We start from the raw sequence: 16,379 nt of genomic DNA on the forward strand, positions 1-16,379 counted from the left end.
GGAAAGCGGCAAGTAAGAGCATCTGCAACTTGGAAGATGACGGGTATATACTCAATCCGATCCCATACTCATTTAAGAGCACAGGTTATGAAGCAACCAAATAAAGCACCACGCGCTGACCGTGCGGCCCCGAAAGGCACCGCAACGCCAAAGCGTCATAAAAAAACCCGTGTAGAGCTTGATATTGAAGCCCGCGAGCGCAAACGTCAGAAGAGACACAGTGGCAATCGCTCAGGGGCGAGAACCAATGTTGAGGGTAGCAATAAAACGGGGTCAACTCAGGCTCAAGAGAAAGATCCGCGTATTGGCAGCAAAGTGCCTGTACCTCTGGTGGTCGAGAGCAAGGCAAAAGCGAAGCCAACCACTAAGCCAGTGGCCAAAGTTGAAGCTAAGCCACGCCTGACGCCGGAAGAAGAGCTAACCAAGCTGGAAAACGATGAGCGTCTGGATGCATTGCTGGACAGACTCGATAACGATGAAGTATTGAGTAAAGAAGACCAGGCTTACGTTGATCTGACGTTAGACCGTATCGATGCACTAATGGAGCAATTAGGCATTGAGCTGGGTGACGACGAAGATGACGAAGAGCGCGAAGAAAAGCCGGAAGATATCTTAAAATTACTGAAGAGTGGTAATCCAAAAGATACATTTTAAGGCATGAAGTGGGTGATCCCGATAATAGCCCTACTACTTACATGTTATCTATTGTGGTTATTGGGTAAACTATGGCGGCTGTCGCAACGAAGAAAGCAGTTGCGCAGCGCTTCTGTGGCCAGACAACGAAAACATCTACCCCCTAACCGGCCCGGTAAGCGAAAATATCGGAAGGAATGAACATGTCTGAAAACGCTGTAGTTTGGGATCTGTCCCTGATTCAAAAATATAATTATTCAGGGCCGCGCTATACTTCTTACCCCACAGCCCTTGAGTTTAGTGAAGAGTACGATGAATCTGCTTTTCAGCAAGCAGTGAAACGTTATCCACAGCGGCCTTTATCGCTGTATGTGCATATCCCGTTTTGTCATAAGCTTTGCTACTTCTGTGGCTGTAATAAGCTGGTGACACGCCAACAGCATAAAGCTGATGAATACCTGGCGGTTTTGGAAAAAGAGATCCGCCAGCGGGCTGCGTTATTTGCCGGTCGCCAGGTCAGCCAGATGCATTGGGGCGGCGGCACGCCAACTTATCTAAATAAAACACAAATTACTCATTTGATGAATCTGTTGCGTGAAAACTTTGATTTTCTACCCGGCGCAGAGCAGTCAATTGAAGTTGATCCGCGTGAAATTGAGCTGGATGTGCTCGATCATCTGCGTGCTGAAGGGTTTAATCGCCTGAGCATGGGGGTGCAGGATTTCAATAAAGAGGTTCAACGGCTGGTTAACCGTGAGCAAGATGAAGATTTTATCTTTGCACTGATTGCCCGCGCTAAGGCGCTGGGATTTAACTCAACCAATATTGATTTGATTTATGGTTTGCCAAAACAGACGCCAGAAAGTTTTGCTTTTACCCTCAAGCGGGTAGCAGAACTCAATCCTGATCGCTTGAGCGTATTTAATTACGCCCATTTGCCGAGTCTGTTTGCCGCACAGCGTAAAATTAAATATGCGGATTTGCCAACTGCCGAGCAGCGACTGGATATTTTGCAACATACCATCAGTTTCTTAACGGAATCTGGCTATCAGTTCATTGGTATGGATCATTTTGCCCGACCAGACGATGAGCTAGCGATTGCCCAGCGTGAAGGTAAATTACATCGTAATTTCCAGGGCTATACCACCCAAGGTGAGAGCGATTTACTTGGTTTGGGGGTTTCTGCCATCAGCATGTTAGGTGACAGTTACGCGCAAAATGAAAAAGATTTGAAGACTTACTATGCCGTTGTCGAACAGCGTGGCAATGCCTTATGGCGTGGCCTGACCATGACTGAAGATGATTGTTTGCGCCGCGACGTGATTAAGACACTGATTTGTAACTTCCAAATCAGTTATCAGCCGATTGAACAGCATTATGGTATTCGTTTCGCTGATTATTTTGCTGAAGATTTTGAGTTGCTCACCCCCTTTGAACACGATGGGCTGGTGGAGCGAGATGATAAGAGTATCCGTGTAACTCCGCGCGGGCGTTTACTCATTCGTAATATTTGTATGTGTTTCGATATCTATTTACGTAAACAGGCGCGCAAGCAGCAGTTCTCCCGCGTGATCTGATAAAGAGGTTGCTCATAAACCTATTTTGTCACACTGAGACTTGCGGGGTGACTGCACCGATGGGCGCTCCGGTCGCTTACGCGACTACGACCCATTCGGCACATTTCCCCGCTTATCAACTTTGTCAGCGGTCTCTTTCAAACAAAATTTATTCCATTCCCAATTCTTTCAACTTACGCGTTAACGTATTTCGGCCCCAGCCTAACAGGCGTGCCGCTTCCTGTTTGTGTCCTTGGGTGTGACGTAATGCGGTGGTTAACAGCGTGCGCTCCATTTCTGGTTGCGCTTCTGACAGTAAGTCCTGATGACCAGACCGTAATGCCCGATCTGCCCATTGCGCCAGTAATGTTGACCAATTATCCGGCATCCGTTGGCCGGAAGCATCTGGTGTGTTGGTTTCAAACAGCTCAGAAGGTAAGTCCTGAACCAGTACTTCTTGCCCGGCAGCCATCACCGTCAACCAACGGCAGGTATTTTCCAGTTGGCGTACGTTTCCTGGCCAAGGCAGGCGAGTCAGTGCAACTTCTGTTTCAGGGTGCAGGTTTTTGGCTTCGACACCCAACTCTTTCGCGGCTACTTGCAAGAAGTAGCGAGCCAGACGCGGAATATCTTCACGGCGCTCACGCAGCGGCGGTAAATGTACGCGAATTACATTCAGACGATGGAATAAATCCTCACGGAATTTCCCCTCCTGAACCCGAAGCTCTAGATTTTGGTGGGTCGCGGCAATGATGCGCACATCCACCTTGACTGGCGCATAACCGCCAACCCGATAGAACTGGCCATCAGCCAAAACACGCAATAGGCGAGTTTGCACATCCAGCGGCATATCACCGATTTCATCTAAAAATAGTGTGCCGCCATCGGCTTGTTCAAAACGGCCCTGGCGCACTTGATTAGCACCGGTAAAGGCCCCTTTTTCGTGACCGAACAGCTCGGACTCAATTAAGTCTTTCGGAATCGCCGCCATATTCAGCGCGATGAACGGCGCTTTAGCCCGCGGGCTATGGCGATGCAATGCATGGGCTACCAACTCTTTACCCGTACCCGATTCGCCGTTAATCAGCACACTAATCGAGGAGCGAGACAAGCGCCCAATGATGCGAAAAACATCCTGCATCGCAGGTGCTTCGCCGATGATATCAGCCGTCGGGCCACTGGCCGGTTGGGTGCGAGCGGGTTGTTGTTGCTCTTGATAATGGCTGATAGCCCGCTCAACCAGCGCGACCGCTTCATCAATATCAAAGGGTTTGGGCAGATAATCAAATGCCCCTTGTTGGTAAGCGCTAACTGCTGCGTCTAAATCAGAATGTGCCGTCATTATGATGACCGGAAGCATCGGGTGGCGCTGCTTAATTTGTTTTAGCAGTGCTAATCCATCCATACCGGGCATACGAATATCGGATAACAACACATCCGGGGTTTGCGTGGCAAGAGCATCCAACACCTGGTTACCGGTATCGAAGGTTGCACAGTTCAGGCCCGCTCCAGTCAGTGCACGTTCAAGCACCCAGCGGATGGAGCTATCGTCATCGACGATCCAGACTATCCCTCGTTGCATAGAAACCTCACTGGCGAATAGGCAGGTAAACCGAGAATTCGGTATGTCCCGGCCAACTGTTAAATTCAATTTTACCCGAATGCTGATCGATAAGACTGCGGGCAATCGACAAGCCAAGGCCTGTCCCTCCCTCACGGCCACTGACCATCGGATAGAACAGGGTATCTTGTAATTGCGTTGGTACACCTGGCCCATCATCTTCAATATCAATTCGCGCGGCCAAGCGGTAGCGCACACCATGCAGCGTTATCTGAAATGCGGTACGGGTACGAAGTGTTATCGTGCCGCCAGCTTCACCTAAAGCTTGTAATGCATTGCGGGTGATATTGAGCAGCACTTGTTCAATTTGGTCGGGGTCGTGCGCCAGCTCAGGCAAACTGGGGTCATAATCACGGATTAACGTCACGTTATCCGGTTTTTCCAGTGATACGAGTTGGCAAACCCGTTCAGCAACCTGATGGATGCTTTGTGTTACATGTTGACCAGGCCGCTGTGGGCCTAATAGGCGGTCAACCAAATTACGTAAGCGGTCAGCTTGTTCAATGATGACTTTGGTATATTCCAGCAATGCCGGATCGGGCAGTGCTTTTGACAGTAATTGTGCTGCACCCCGTAAGCCGCCCAATGGGTTCTTAATCTCATGAGCCAACCCACGCACCAAATCTCGAGCGGCGATTTGTTGAGCATGCTGTAGTTGTTCTTGGCTTAGCCGACGTTGGTTATCCATCGGTGCCATTTCCAGCAATATGAAACCTTCCGCCAATGATTGTGCGGTGAGCGATAAAATATGCGCCCGGCCATCAACGACCAGTGTGACTTCGTTATCGGTAAAACTTTGTCCAGACGCCAGACTTTCCCTCATTAGCTCCATATTCAGAGAAAAATAGCCTAATAATTCGGGGAGTGGTGTACCAAAAAGTTTACGAGAGCTTTGCGCCAGAAGTTGCTGGGCCGCGGGATTGGCATAATGAATAGCCAGAGAATCATCTAATAGCAGAATGCTATTAATGAGAGAATTGAGGATCTGCCCAGCATCGGGCAGCGTGCCTGTTGCCATTACGCAGACTCCTGCACATTTTTGGTGCATTAATCCTAGCGGTTCAGTCGCAACTGAGCCAGAGGAATGATGACGAAAACGAAAAGTGGAGAAAAAAGCCCATTATGAAATGGGCTAAAAGTTTCCACGGCAACAAAAAAACTAAAACTTAAACGCTGTAATACAATTCGAACTCAACTGGGTGCGGAGTCATACGAACGCGGTCCATCTCTTCTTTACGCAGTTCGATATAAGCATCGATAGCGTCGTCAGTGAATACGCCACCACGGGTCAGGAACTCGCGGTCTTCGTTCAGTGCAGCCATTGCTTCGTCCAGTGAACCTGCAACTTTTGGAATTTCAGCTTCTTCTTCCGGTGGCAAGTCATACAGGTTTTTGTCCATCGCATCACCAGGGTGAATCTTATTGATGATGCCATCAAGGCCAGCCATCAGCAGAGCTGCGAAGCACAGGTATGGGTTAGCTGCTGGGTCTGGGAAGCGTGCTTCAATACGACGTGCTTTCGGGCTGGCAACCACAGGGATACGGATAGAAGCTGAACGGTTACGGGCAGAATATGCCAACATTACCGGTGCTTCGTAGCCTGGAACCAAACGCTTATAGGAGTTAGTCGTTGGGTTAGCTAAGGCGTTAATGGCTTTTGCGTGCTTGATGATACCGCCGATATAGAACAGCGCCATTTCAGACAGGCCAGCGTATTTGTCACCAGCGAACAAGTTAGTACCGTTCTTGGACAAAGACATATGGCAGTGCATACCTGAACCGTTATCACCGAACATAGGTTTTGGCATGAAAGTCGCAGTTTTACCGAATGCGTGTGCCACGTTGTGCACCACATATTTGTAAATCTGAATTTCGTCAGCTTTTTTGGTCATGGTATTGAAGCGAGTTGCCACTTCGTTCTGACCCGCTGTTGCAACTTCATGGTGGTGCGCTTCAACTACCAGGCCCATTTCTTCCATGGTCAAACACATGGTAGAACGCAGGTCCTGTGAAGAATCGACCGGAGGAACCGGGAAGTAACCCCCTTTGACTGCTGGGCGATGGCCTTTGTTGCCGCCTTCGTATTTGGTGCTGGAGTTCCATGCGCCTTCGATATCATCGATAGCAACGTGGGAACCGCGGATGGAGCTACCAAAACGAACGTCGTCGAACAGGAAGAATTCTGGCTCTGGCCCAAACAATACGGTATCAGCGATGCCAGAAGATTTTAGGAATTCTTCTGCGCGTTTAGAGATAGAGCGCGGATCGCGGTCATAACCTTGCAAGGTACCTGGCTCAAGGATGTCACAACGGATAATCAGTGTGGAGTCTTCGAAGAACGGATCCATAACAGCGGTGCTGGCGTCTGGCATCAGTACCATGTCGGATTCGTTAATGCCTTTCCAGCCACCAATCGAGGAGCCATCAAACATTTTGCCTTCTTCGAAGAAGTCAGCGTTGACCTGATGAGCAGGAATAGTGATGTGCTGTTCTTTCCCTTTAGTATCGGTGAAGCGCAAATCAACAAATTTCACTTCGTGCTCATTCAGCATCGTCAAAACATGTTCAGCGGACATACTTATATCTCCTGGATTTGTCATAGTCGTCGTGGAACGATTACCGTTTTATCCCCTTCGAACTTGAAGTTGCAGGGTTGTTAGCTGCGTTCACTCACCCAAATCACTTACCTAAGTAAGCTCATTGGGATTCATTCATTTGCTGCCTACCTGCAACACCAATTTCTTTGGGTATATATAGTGTTCAGTTATTCATGCTAAACTGCGTCATAAAATCTATTGCGAAATCTATGCCAACTTTCCAAACCCCCCATTTATGCCATATCATAGGGGTCTGCTGATAGTCAGTATGCACCAGGATAGTTATATTGCACTATTTTGGTGCTTCATTTGCGCTATTGGGCACTGTATTGGTGCAATAAGAGGCCGAGAGGCTATTTTTGCACCGTGAAAGGGATCACAAACACACCGCCGTTAGGTTGTTTATAAGAGAATTTTGTGATCTTGTTTAGTCCCTCGCCTAATACGTGTACAATAGCGCGCTATTTCTAAATGCCTGAGGCAAAAAAGCTGTGATCGAGAATCTGCGTAACATCGCCATTATTGCGCACGTTGACCATGGGAAAACCACCCTGGTTGATAAGTTGCTACAACAATCTGGTACGTTCGGTGAACGTGCTGAAGCAACTGAACGTGTAATGGACTCCAACGATTTGGAGAAAGAGCGTGGGATAACCATCCTCGCTAAAAACACTGCCATTAAGTGGAAAGACTACCGCATCAACATCGTGGATACCCCAGGACACGCCGATTTCGGCGGTGAAGTTGAGCGTGTAATGTCTATGGTTGACTCTGTGCTGCTGGTTGTCGACGCAATGGATGGCCCGATGCCGCAGACCCGTTTCGTGACCAAAAAAGCTTTCGCTAACGGTCTGAAACCAATCGTGGTAATCAATAAAGTTGACCGTCCTGGCGCGCGTCCTGACTGGGTTGTGGATCAGGTGTTCGACCTGTTTGTCAACCTGGATGCCACCGACGAGCAACTGGACTTCCCTATCATTTATGCATCTGCATTGATGGGTATCGCGGGTAATGACCACAATGATATGGCGGCAGACATGACACCGCTGTATCAAGCTATTGTTGACCATGTGTCTCCGCCACAAGTTGAGCCTGATGCACCGTTCCAGATGCAGATTTCTCAGCTGGATTACAACAACTATGTTGGTGTTATCGGCATCGGTCGTATCAAACGCGGTAAAGTTAAGCCTAACCAGCAAGTTACTATCGTTGATAGCGAAGGCAAAACCCGTAACGGTAAAGTCGGTAAAGTTCTGACTCACATGGGTCTGGAACGTATCGAAGCTACCGAGGCTGAAGCTGGCGATATCGTTGCTATCACCGGTCTGGGCGAGTTGAACATCTCTGATACCATTTGTGATGTTAATGCTGTTGAAGCTTTGCCAGCACTGTCAGTTGATGAGCCAACCGTAAGCATGTATTTCTGCGTTAACACCTCTCCGTTCTGTGGTAAAGAAGGCAAGTACGTGACTTCACGTCAGATCCTTGAGCGCCTGAACAAAGAGCTGATTCATAACGTGGCACTGCGTGTTGAAGAAACCGAAGATGCTGATGCATTCCGCGTATCTGGCCGTGGCGAACTGCACCTGTCTGTTCTGATCGAAAACATGCGTCGTGAAGGTTTCGAGCTGGCGGTTTCCCGTCCTAAAGTTATCGTCCGTGAAATTGATGGCCGCAAGCAAGAGCCATTTGAAAACGTGACCTTGGACATCGAAGAACAGCACCAGGGTTCAGTCATGCAAGCCATGGGTGAGCGTAAAGCTGACCTGAAAAACATGGATCCAGACGGTAAAGGCCGTGTGCGTCTCGACTACTTGATCCCTGCTCGTGGTCTGATCGGTTTCCGTACTGAGTTCATGACCATGACTTCTGGTACAGGCCTGCTGTACTCCACATTCAGTCACTATGATGATGTGCGTCCAGGCGAGATCGGCCAGCGTCAAAACGGTGTACTGATCTCTAATGGTCAGGGTAAAGCTGTTGCGTTCGCATTGTTCAAACTGCAAGACCGCGGCAAGCTGTTCATCGGTCATGGTACAGAAGTGTATGAAGGCCAAATCATCGGTATTCACTCACGTTCTAATGACCTGACGGTAAACTGCCTGACCGGTAAGCAACTGACCAACATGCGTGCATCGGGTACTGACGAAGCAACCACTCTGGTTCCTTTCCTGAAGAAAACTCTGGAACAGGCTCTGGAATTCATCGATGACGATGAATTGGTTGAAGTGACCCCGCAATCGATCCGTATCCGTAAGCGTCACTTGACGGAAAACGATCGTAAGCGTGCAGGTCGTGGTCCTAAAGAAGATTAATTCTTCTTGGTTCTGCTGATACTTAGGGCGCGAAAAGCGCCCTGAGTTCTATCCTCCGCACCCTTGAAGCTGCAACTGTGTTAGCTTCGCTCACTAACCCGAATCACTTACCGTCGTGCGCTCATCGGGATAAGTTCACTTGCTGCCTTGTTGCAACTCCAAGGTTTTTCTATTTTTTTGCCATTGTTATAAAAATATTATTTTTCCTGACTGACCCCTCCTTTTTCTCCCTCACTCTGTTCAGTTTTCTTTTTTCCCGTTACAGTAAAACTCACCATCTAATTGGGAGAGCGCCATGCTGTATATCTTTGATCTAGGGAATGTGATTGTTGATATCGACTTCAAACGCGTATTGGGTGTCTGGAGTAAATTAAGCAGTGTTCCGTTGGCGACACTGAGTGAGCGCTTTACGATGGGCGAGGTCTTCCAGCAGCATGAGCGCGGTGAAATCAGCGATGAGGATTTTGCCCGTCAGCTGAGTGACGAAATGGGGCTATCGTTGAGTTTCGAACAGTTTGCCGAAGGTTGGCAGGCGGTATTTGTGGCTTTACGCCCTGAAGTCATCTCGATCATGCAAAAGTTGCGGGCCGAAGGGCACCGAGTGGTGGTGCTATCTAATACTAACCGCCTACATTGCAATTATTGGCCACAGCATTATCCCGAAGTTGCTGCTGCTGCCGATCATATGTATCTGTCGCAAGATTTGGGAATGCGCAAACCTGAAGCCAGAATCTATCAGCATGTGCTGAGTGCAGAGAACATTCCGGCAGAACAAGCTGTGTTCTTTGATGATGTTGAGGCGAATATTGTTGCTGCCAGAATCGAGGGCATTACTGGTATCCACGTCACCGACCGAAAGGTTATTCCAGCTTATTTTTCCTGATAAGTTCTTGCTCCAGGCGTTAATGGGTTAGCCTTAAACATCACGCTAGCCCATAACCTAGCCTAAGCATCGGTATTGATTGAGAGATAAACATGGCGAGTTTTCTGCGTTTTCGCTTATCTGCATCTTTAAAACCCTACATTACGTTCGGGCGAATGCTTTACACCCGAATAGATAAAGACGGTTTAACCATGCTGGCTGGGCATCTGGCGTATGTGTCATTACTTTCTCTCGTGCCATTGGTCACGGTGATTTTTGCTCTGTTCGCTGCTTTTCCGATGTTTGCTGACATCAGTATAAAATTAAAAGCCTTCATATTTACCAATTTTATGCCTGCAACTGGCGATATCATCCAAAACTATCTTGAGCAATTTGTTGCCAACTCAAACCGTATGACCGTGGTGGGCACCTGCGGTTTGATTGTGACAGCGCTGTTGCTAATTTATTCCGTCGACAGTGTGCTCAACATTATCTGGCGCAGCAAGGTTCACCGGTCACTGGTGTTTTCATTTGCCGTTTATTGGATGGTACTGACATTAGGGCCAATTCTCGTCGGGGCCAGTATGGTGATCAGCTCGTATCTACTGTCATTGCAATGGCTGGCAAATGCCCGGGTAGACAGCATGATCGATGAAACATTGCGGCTATTTCCATTGCTGATTTCCTGGGTTTCATTTTGGTTATTGTACAGTGTGGTGCCAACCGTGAGGGTGCCCGCTCGGGATGCGCTTATCGGCGCACTGGTTGCTGCATTATTTTTCGAGCTTGGTAAGAAAGGATTCACGATGTACATCACACTGTTTCCATCTTATCAGCTGATTTACGGGGTACTGGCCGTTATCCCCATTTTATTTCTTTGGGTTTATTGGAGTTGGTGCATTGTGTTGTTGGGAGCAGAGATTACGGTCACCTTGGGTGAGTATCGCGCACAACGCCATCAGGCCATTACAGAGAAGAGCCCGAGTCAAAGTCAGGAGATTTAAGGCATTATGATTGCGTTGATTCAACGGGCGCTTAGCGCCAATGTGGTGGTTGATGGGGAAGTGGTGGGCGAGATAGGGCCTGGGTTACTGATATTACTCGGTGTTGAACAGCAGGATACCGAGCAAAAAGCACAGCGCTTATGTGAAAAGGTGCTGGGTTACCGGATTTTTGGTGATGAGAACGACAAAATGAACCTGAATGTTAAGCAGGCTGGGGGTAGTGTGCTGGTGGTTTCACAATTTACACTGGTTGCCGATACCCAAAAGGGCATGAGACCTAGTTTTTCTCGTGGAGCATCCCCAGCAGAAGCTGACAGGCTTTATCAGTATTTTGTTGCCCAGTGTCGTGAGCATGGTGTAAAAACGGAAACGGGATTATTTGCAGCGGATATGAAAGTTAGCCTGGTAAACGACGGCCCAGTGACGTTCTGGTTACAAATTTAGATACGGGATTTCACCCAAGATTGAGGGTTATATACCCGCCATACTTCAAGCTGCATCTGCGTTGGCTGCTCTCATTCACCCCCTGAATAAGCTTATCGGGATTAATGAGCTTCGTCCCTGAGGCTCACCCTGCGGGCTAGCATAAGTGCTGTTCAAATCGGTTCCCGACTGATTTGTTACTCAACTGCCGCCGTCTCGCAACTCGAATTATTTAAGGTATAGATTTTATTGATAATTTTAACGAGAGAATGCTCCTATGTATCACTTGCGTGTACCCACAACAGAACAAGAACTTAAAGATTATTATCAATTTCGTTGGGAAATGTTACGCAAGCCGCTACATCAACCGATAGGTTCTGAAAAAGATGCTTATGATGCAATGGCCCATCACCAAATGGTGGTGGATGAGCAGGGTAAACCTGTCGCTATTGGCCGCTTATATATTAATGCCGATAACGAGGCCGCGATTCGCTTTCTGGCGGTAGACCCATCAGTGAGATCAAAGGGGTTAGGGACGTTAGTTGCAATGACATTAGAGTCAGTCGCGCGTCAGGAAGGGGTAAAGAGGGTAGTGTGTAGCGCCCGTGAAGATGCGGTTGATTTCTTTTCTAAGCTGGGTTTTGTCAGTCAGGGGGAAATAACCGCGCCGCAAACTACGCCTGTTCGTCATTTCTTAATGATTAAGCCGGTCGTGACCATGGATGATATTTTGCATCGTCCGGATTGGTGCGGTCAGTTGCAGCAAGCCTGGTATGACCATATCCCCCTTAGCGAAAAAATGGGGGTGCGCATCAGCCAATATACTGGCCAGCGTTTTGTCACGACCATGCCGGAAGCCGGTAATCAGAATCCTCATCACACCTTATTTGCTGGCAGTCTTTTCTCATTGGCGACCCTGACGGGCTGGGGCTTGATTTGGCTATTACTGCGCGAACGCCATTTAGGCGGCACTATTATTCTTGCTGATGCCCATATTCGCTATAGTGCACCTGTTACTGGGCGGCCAAGAGCAGTTGCAGAGTTAAGTTCGCTCAGTGGCGATTTGGATAGATTGGCTCGTGGTCGTCGTGCCAGAGTACAACTGGATGTAAATTTATTCGGTAATGAAGAGGCTGGTGCTGTATTTTCAGGAACCTATATGGTTTTACCCGTCGATGCTGAGGGTGATGGGGTTAACTAATTTTTATTATGCCCGTTCATTAATAACTAATGAGCGGGTAGTTTGGTGAGTCATATATTCCTTTCTTTAGTTAATATAAAGACGATGATATATGTATTCTATATTCCCTAAGATTTCAGGTTTATTTCTTAAATTCTTTCCCAATATATTCTGTAGTAGATCGAGTAAATAATACACTAGACTACATGAGGGAATAGTTATTTAATCACTCACCACCACTGTTAACATTTAGAATGTTAACAAGTAATGTATTGTCTCATATTAATATTGGTATTTAATTTTCAGATTATACAATTGAATGATATTTGTAACCTTATAAATTAAGGAGAATTTAAATGAATAAAGATTGGCATAGACAAGAAATATTAGCTGCTATACGTAAAAGGAAAGGCTCACTTTCAGCATTATCAAGAGACAGTGGTCTATCCTCAGGAACACTGGCTAATGCATTAACTCGGCCATGGCCAAAAGGTGAAATGATTATCGCCGAAGCGATCGGTATTACACCACAAGAAATATGGCCAAGTAGGTTTATTGATTATCGAGGATGTAGCATTATTAGAAGAATAAGGAAAAATTAAATAGGAGGTATAATGGAAGCGTCACTATTCAATTCACTTAAAATGCTAATAAAATTCTGGGAATGCAGTTCCGAACCTTGGGGAGTAAAAGACAACCAATCAAGATATGTTTATGCAAATAATAGGTTACATAAGTTATTTACTTTACCTGATAAATTTAGTATGGAAGGACGAACAGATGGTGAGCTTCCTACTCCTATATCAGAATTCGAACTTGAATTTCAGGAGCATGACTGTAAAGTTAAACTACTACAAGACCGTGTAACTTCGGTTGAAATACATGCGTGGAATGGGCATTCATATTACCAACCTTATTTTTTTGATAAATATCCACTTATAGATGAGCATGGAGTATCTCAAGGTATCATTTCTCATAGTAGACCAGTAGAAGATGTAGTATTAACACATCTAAATAAGATAAAAGTACCAATATCACTTATTTTGACCCCGCCATCTGACTTGTTTTCAAAAAGAGAGTGGGAGGTGTTATTTTATATTTTACACTCATTCTCAAGCATGGAAATTGCGACAAAACTTCATCTGTCATCAATAACGGTCGATAACATCATACAGAAAATATATAAGAAGATAGGTATTTCCGGCAGACAACAGTTGGTGGATTATTGCTATGAAAATAAAATTAATAATTATGTTCCGCAGAGCTTTTTTGAATACTCAGGTTCTTTTCCGTTGGTATAAGGATAAATTAAATGTAACAGGAGAATGTCATGGATAAACCCCTAAAGAACCAATTGGAAATATTGATAAGGTTTTGGGAGCGTAGTTCAGAGCCTTGGGGGGCAAGAGATAATCAATCAAGATTTATTTATTCAAATGATCGACATCATAAATTATTGGGGTTATCAGATAAATACAATTTGGAAGGGCGATTAGATAGTGAATTACCTTCACCAACAGCCGCGTTTCAAATGGAGTTTCAGGCTCATGACCGTAAGGTAGAGTTATCGCAGGAGCGGATAACTTCAGTTGAAATACATGAGTGGGATGGACTTTCATATTTAAAGCCGAATTTCTGTGATAAATATCCGTTAATAGATGAAAGTGGGGTGTCTCAGGGCATTATTTTCCATGTAAGACCGGTGGAGGATATCATTCTGTCTCGCTTAACTAAAATAAAAGCACCTACGTCATTGACATTCACTCCGCCATCAAAATTATTCACAAAAAGAGAGTGGGAAGTCTTGTTTTATATTTCACACTCATATTCAAGTAAAGATATTGCCAAAAAACTTCACTTATCACCCAGGACAGTCAGCAATATTACTCAGTGTGTCTACAGAAAAGCAGGCGTCTCTAACAAGCGGCAGATAGTCGATTATTGCTATGAAAATAAAATTAATAACTATGTTCCGCAAAGCTTCTTTGAGTACTCAGGATCTTTCCCGTTAATATAAGGATAATTTAATGTAATAGGAGAATGTCATGGATAAACCCCTAAAGAACCAACTGGAAATACTAATAAGGTTTTGGGAGCACAGTTCAGAACCTTGGCAAATAAAGGATAGTCAATCAAGGTATATTTATGCAAACCCTAGATCTCATAAATTATTATCCTTACCGGCTAAGTATAATATGGAAGGGCGATTAGATGGCGAGCTTCCTTCACCAATATCTGAATTTCAAGCGGAATTTCAGCGACAGGACAGGCAGGTAGAATTATTACAAGACCGTATTACTTCGGCTGAAATACATATAGTTGATGGGAAATCCTATTTAACACCTTTTTTCTGTGATAAATACCCACTAATAGATGAAAACGGTATATCTCAGGGAGTTATTTGTCATGCCAGGCCAGTTCATAATTTAATGTTAACTCGTTTAAATAAAATAAAAGCACCTACGTCATTGACATTCACTCCGCCATCAAAATTATTCACAAAAAGAGAGTGGGAAGTTTTGTTTTATATTTTACACTCATATTCAAGTAAAGATATTGCCAAAAAACTTCACTTATCATCCAGGACAGTCAGCAATATTATTCAGAGTGTCTACAGAAAAGTCGGTGTTTCAAACAAGCGACAGATAGTGGATTATTGCTATGAAAATAAAATTAATAATTATGTTCCACAGAGCTTCTTTGAGTACTCAGGATCTTTCCCGTTAATATAAGGATAATTTAATGTAATAGGAGAATGTCATGGATAAACCCCTAAAGAACCAACTAGAAATATTGATAAGGTTTTGGGAACGTAGTTCAGAGCCTTGGGCGATAAAAGATAATCAATCAAAATTTATTTATGCAAACAGGAGAGTTTATAAATTATTTAATTTACCTAATAAATATACCCTTGAAGGGCGGTTGGATGGTGAAATCCCAACACCATCTGCGGATTTTCAGGATGAGTTTCAGCAGCAGGATCGTCAGGTGGAATTATCTCAGGATCGAGTGACATCCGTTGATATACAGCTATATGATGGGTTCTCATATTTCACTCCTTATTTTAGCGATAAATATCCATTAATAGATGAAAATGGCGTATCTCAGGGTGTTATTTGTCATGCCAGGCCAGTGCAAGATATAATGTTAACTCATTTAAATAAGATAAAAGTACCAACGTCACTCATTTTCACCCCACCATCAAAATTATTTACAAAAAGAGAGTGGGAAGTTCTATTTTATATTTTACACTCATATTCAAGTAAAGATCTTGCCGAAAAACTTCACTTATCACCCAGGACAGTCAGCAATATTACTCAGAGTGTCTACAGAAAAGCCGGCGTCTCTAACAAGCGGCAGATAGTGGATTATTGCTATGAAAATAAAATTAATAATTATGTTCCTCAGAGCTTCTTCGAATACTCAGGTTCTTTTCCATTAATGTAAGGATAATTCAAAATCGACAGGAGGATATCATGGACGAAACTCTAAAGAACCAACTGGAAATACTAATAAGGTTTTGGGAGCGCAGTTCAGAACCTTGGGGGGCAAGAGATAATCAGTCAAGATTTATTTATGCAAATCCCAGTTATCATAAATTACTTGCCTTACCTGATAAATACAGCCTTGAAGGGAGATTTGATGGAGAAGTTCCTTCACCAACCTCGGAGTTTCAAGATGCTTGGCAAGAGCATGACCGCAAAGTAGAGTTGTTACAGGATCGTATTACCAATATTGAAATACATGCGTGGAGTGGACGTAATTATTTCCAACCCTATTTCAGTGAGAAATATCCATTAATAGATAATAATGGTGTCTCTCAAGGTGTTATTTTTCATGGTAAACCAGTGAATGAAATAATGTTAACGCATTTAAATAAGATAAAAGTACCAACGTCACTCATTTTCACCCCACCATCAAAATTATTTACAAAAAGAGAGTGGGAAGTCTTGTTTTATATTTTACACTCATATTCAAGTAAAGATATTGCCAAAAAGCTTCACTTATCACCCAGGACAGTCAGTAATATTATTCAGAGTGTCTACAGAAAAGCCGGCGTCTCCAGTAAGCGACAGATAGTGGATTATTGCTATGAAAATAAAATTAATAATTATGTTCCTCAGAGCTTCTTCGAATACTCGAAATCTTTCCCCCTTATGTAGAAGTCTCTTTACGCCGATTACGTTA

At 45.0% G+C, this 16,379-nt stretch carries 16 protein-coding genes; 13 read left to right on the plus strand and 3 right to left on the minus strand.

Translation table 11 applies throughout. From position 1 onward, the window contains the following. Positions 1-87: 87 nt before the first annotated feature. On the plus strand, positions 88-654 hold the full coding sequence (gene yihI / locus FGL26_RS15975; protein WP_005175758.1) for a Der GTPase-activating protein YihI: 567 nt from the start codon (positions 88-90) through the stop codon (positions 652-654). A gap of 182 nt (positions 655-836) precedes the next feature. Continuing rightward, the gene (gene hemN / locus FGL26_RS15985; protein WP_005175757.1) at positions 837-2,210 is read left to right on the plus strand and encodes an oxygen-independent coproporphyrinogen III oxidase; all 1,374 of its coding nucleotides are present in this window, start codon (positions 837-839) and stop codon (positions 2,208-2,210) included. A 148-nt stretch (positions 2,211-2,358) separates the two neighbouring features. Here the strand turns inward: hemN and glnG are convergent, their stop codons facing one another. From glnG to glnA, 3 genes are all read right to left on the minus strand, one after another. Then, complete coding sequence (gene glnG, locus FGL26_RS15995) at positions 2,359-3,771, minus strand: nitrogen regulation protein NR(I) (RefSeq protein WP_005175753.1); 1,413 nt, start codon at positions 3,769-3,771, stop codon at positions 2,359-2,361. A 7-nt stretch (positions 3,772-3,778) separates the two neighbouring features. Next, positions 3,779-4,828 carry a nitrogen regulation protein NR(II) gene (gene glnL, locus FGL26_RS16000; protein WP_005175750.1) on the minus strand — a complete coding sequence of 350 codons (1,050 nt, stop codon included), beginning with the start codon at positions 4,826-4,828 and terminating at the stop codon, positions 3,779-3,781. 148 nt (positions 4,829-4,976) lie between these two features. Further along, positions 4,977-6,386, minus strand: coding sequence for a glutamate--ammonia ligase (gene glnA / locus FGL26_RS16005; protein ID WP_004392048.1), 1,410 nt, complete (start codon positions 6,384-6,386; stop codon positions 4,977-4,979). A 512-nt stretch (positions 6,387-6,898) separates the two neighbouring features. Here glnA and typA point away from each other — a divergent pair. From typA to FGL26_RS16060, 11 genes are all read left to right on the plus strand, one after another. Further along, a complete protein-coding gene (gene typA / locus FGL26_RS16010; protein WP_005175744.1) occupies positions 6,899-8,722 on the plus strand; it encodes a ribosome-dependent GTPase TypA in 1,824 nt (607 codons plus the stop codon). Between the two features lie 295 nt (positions 8,723-9,017). After that, complete coding sequence (yihX, locus tag FGL26_RS16015) at positions 9,018-9,605, plus strand: glucose-1-phosphatase (RefSeq protein WP_005175743.1); 588 nt, start codon at positions 9,018-9,020, stop codon at positions 9,603-9,605. Between the two features lie 92 nt (positions 9,606-9,697). After that, positions 9,698-10,588: a virulence factor BrkB family protein gene (locus FGL26_RS16020; protein ID WP_005175742.1), complete on the plus strand. Its 891-nt coding sequence runs from the start codon at positions 9,698-9,700 to the stop codon at positions 10,586-10,588. A 6-nt stretch (positions 10,589-10,594) separates the two neighbouring features. Beyond that, entirely contained in the window at positions 10,595-11,032 is a 438-nt protein-coding gene (gene dtd / locus FGL26_RS16025; RefSeq protein ID WP_005175741.1) for a D-aminoacyl-tRNA deacylase, read from the plus strand. A gap of 256 nt (positions 11,033-11,288) precedes the next feature. Further along, on the plus strand, positions 11,289-12,212 hold the full coding sequence (fabY, locus tag FGL26_RS16030) for a fatty acid biosynthesis protein FabY (RefSeq protein WP_005165039.1): 924 nt from the start codon (positions 11,289-11,291) through the stop codon (positions 12,210-12,212). Between the two features lie 335 nt (positions 12,213-12,547). Further along, positions 12,548-12,793 (plus strand): helix-turn-helix domain-containing protein, encoded by a 246-nt coding sequence (locus FGL26_RS16035; protein ID WP_005165037.1) that lies wholly within the window; start codon positions 12,548-12,550, stop codon positions 12,791-12,793. A gap of 12 nt (positions 12,794-12,805) precedes the next feature. Next, positions 12,806-13,492 carry a helix-turn-helix transcriptional regulator gene (locus tag FGL26_RS16040; protein WP_005175738.1) on the plus strand — a complete coding sequence of 229 codons (687 nt, stop codon included), beginning with the start codon at positions 12,806-12,808 and terminating at the stop codon, positions 13,490-13,492. Between the two features lie 29 nt (positions 13,493-13,521). Further along, positions 13,522-14,208: a helix-turn-helix transcriptional regulator gene (locus tag FGL26_RS16045; RefSeq protein WP_032908824.1), complete on the plus strand. Its 687-nt coding sequence runs from the start codon at positions 13,522-13,524 to the stop codon at positions 14,206-14,208. A gap of 28 nt (positions 14,209-14,236) precedes the next feature. Beyond that, positions 14,237-14,923 (plus strand): helix-turn-helix transcriptional regulator, encoded by a 687-nt coding sequence (locus FGL26_RS16050; RefSeq protein WP_032912839.1) that lies wholly within the window; start codon positions 14,237-14,239, stop codon positions 14,921-14,923. A gap of 28 nt (positions 14,924-14,951) precedes the next feature. Beyond that, positions 14,952-15,638, plus strand: a complete 687-nt coding sequence (locus FGL26_RS16055) for a helix-turn-helix transcriptional regulator (protein ID WP_005175778.1) — start codon at positions 14,952-14,954, stop codon at positions 15,636-15,638. A 29-nt stretch (positions 15,639-15,667) separates the two neighbouring features. Next, positions 15,668-16,354: a helix-turn-helix transcriptional regulator gene (locus FGL26_RS16060; protein ID WP_032908821.1), complete on the plus strand. Its 687-nt coding sequence runs from the start codon at positions 15,668-15,670 to the stop codon at positions 16,352-16,354. The last annotated feature ends 25 nt before the right edge of the window (positions 16,355-16,379 follow it).

It is taken from the genome of Yersinia enterocolitica subsp. enterocolitica, from assembly GCF_901472495.1.
Lineage (GTDB): Bacteria > Pseudomonadota > Gammaproteobacteria > Enterobacterales > Enterobacteriaceae > Yersinia > Yersinia enterocolitica.

Bases quoted from the DNA above. Each gene is read 5' to 3' on its own strand.
- yihI (WP_005175758.1), top strand. From the start codon at position 88: ATGAAGCAACCAAATAAAGCACCACGCGCTGACCGTGCGGCCCCGAAA.
- hemN (WP_005175757.1), top strand. From the start codon at position 837: ATGTCTGAAAACGCTGTAGTTTGGGATCTGTCCCTGATTCAAAAATAT.
- glnG (WP_005175753.1), bottom strand. From the start codon at position 3,771: ATGCAACGAGGGATAGTCTGGATCGTCGATGACGATAGCTCCATCCGC.
- glnL (WP_005175750.1), bottom strand. From the start codon at position 4,828: ATGGCAACAGGCACGCTGCCCGATGCTGGGCAGATCCTCAATTCTCTC.
- glnA (WP_004392048.1), bottom strand. From the start codon at position 6,386: ATGTCCGCTGAACATGTTTTGACGATGCTGAATGAGCACGAAGTGAAA.
- yihX (WP_005175743.1), top strand. From the start codon at position 9,018: ATGCTGTATATCTTTGATCTAGGGAATGTGATTGTTGATATCGACTTC.
- FGL26_RS16020 (WP_005175742.1), top strand. From the start codon at position 9,698: ATGGCGAGTTTTCTGCGTTTTCGCTTATCTGCATCTTTAAAACCCTAC.
- dtd (WP_005175741.1), top strand. From the start codon at position 10,595: ATGATTGCGTTGATTCAACGGGCGCTTAGCGCCAATGTGGTGGTTGAT.
- fabY (WP_005165039.1), top strand. From the start codon at position 11,289: ATGTATCACTTGCGTGTACCCACAACAGAACAAGAACTTAAAGATTAT.
- FGL26_RS16035 (WP_005165037.1), top strand. From the start codon at position 12,548: ATGAATAAAGATTGGCATAGACAAGAAATATTAGCTGCTATACGTAAA.
- FGL26_RS16040 (WP_005175738.1), top strand. From the start codon at position 12,806: ATGGAAGCGTCACTATTCAATTCACTTAAAATGCTAATAAAATTCTGG.
- FGL26_RS16045 (WP_032908824.1), top strand. From the start codon at position 13,522: ATGGATAAACCCCTAAAGAACCAATTGGAAATATTGATAAGGTTTTGG.
- FGL26_RS16050 (WP_032912839.1), top strand. From the start codon at position 14,237: ATGGATAAACCCCTAAAGAACCAACTGGAAATACTAATAAGGTTTTGG.
- FGL26_RS16055 (WP_005175778.1), top strand. From the start codon at position 14,952: ATGGATAAACCCCTAAAGAACCAACTAGAAATATTGATAAGGTTTTGG.
- FGL26_RS16060 (WP_032908821.1), top strand. From the start codon at position 15,668: ATGGACGAAACTCTAAAGAACCAACTGGAAATACTAATAAGGTTTTGG.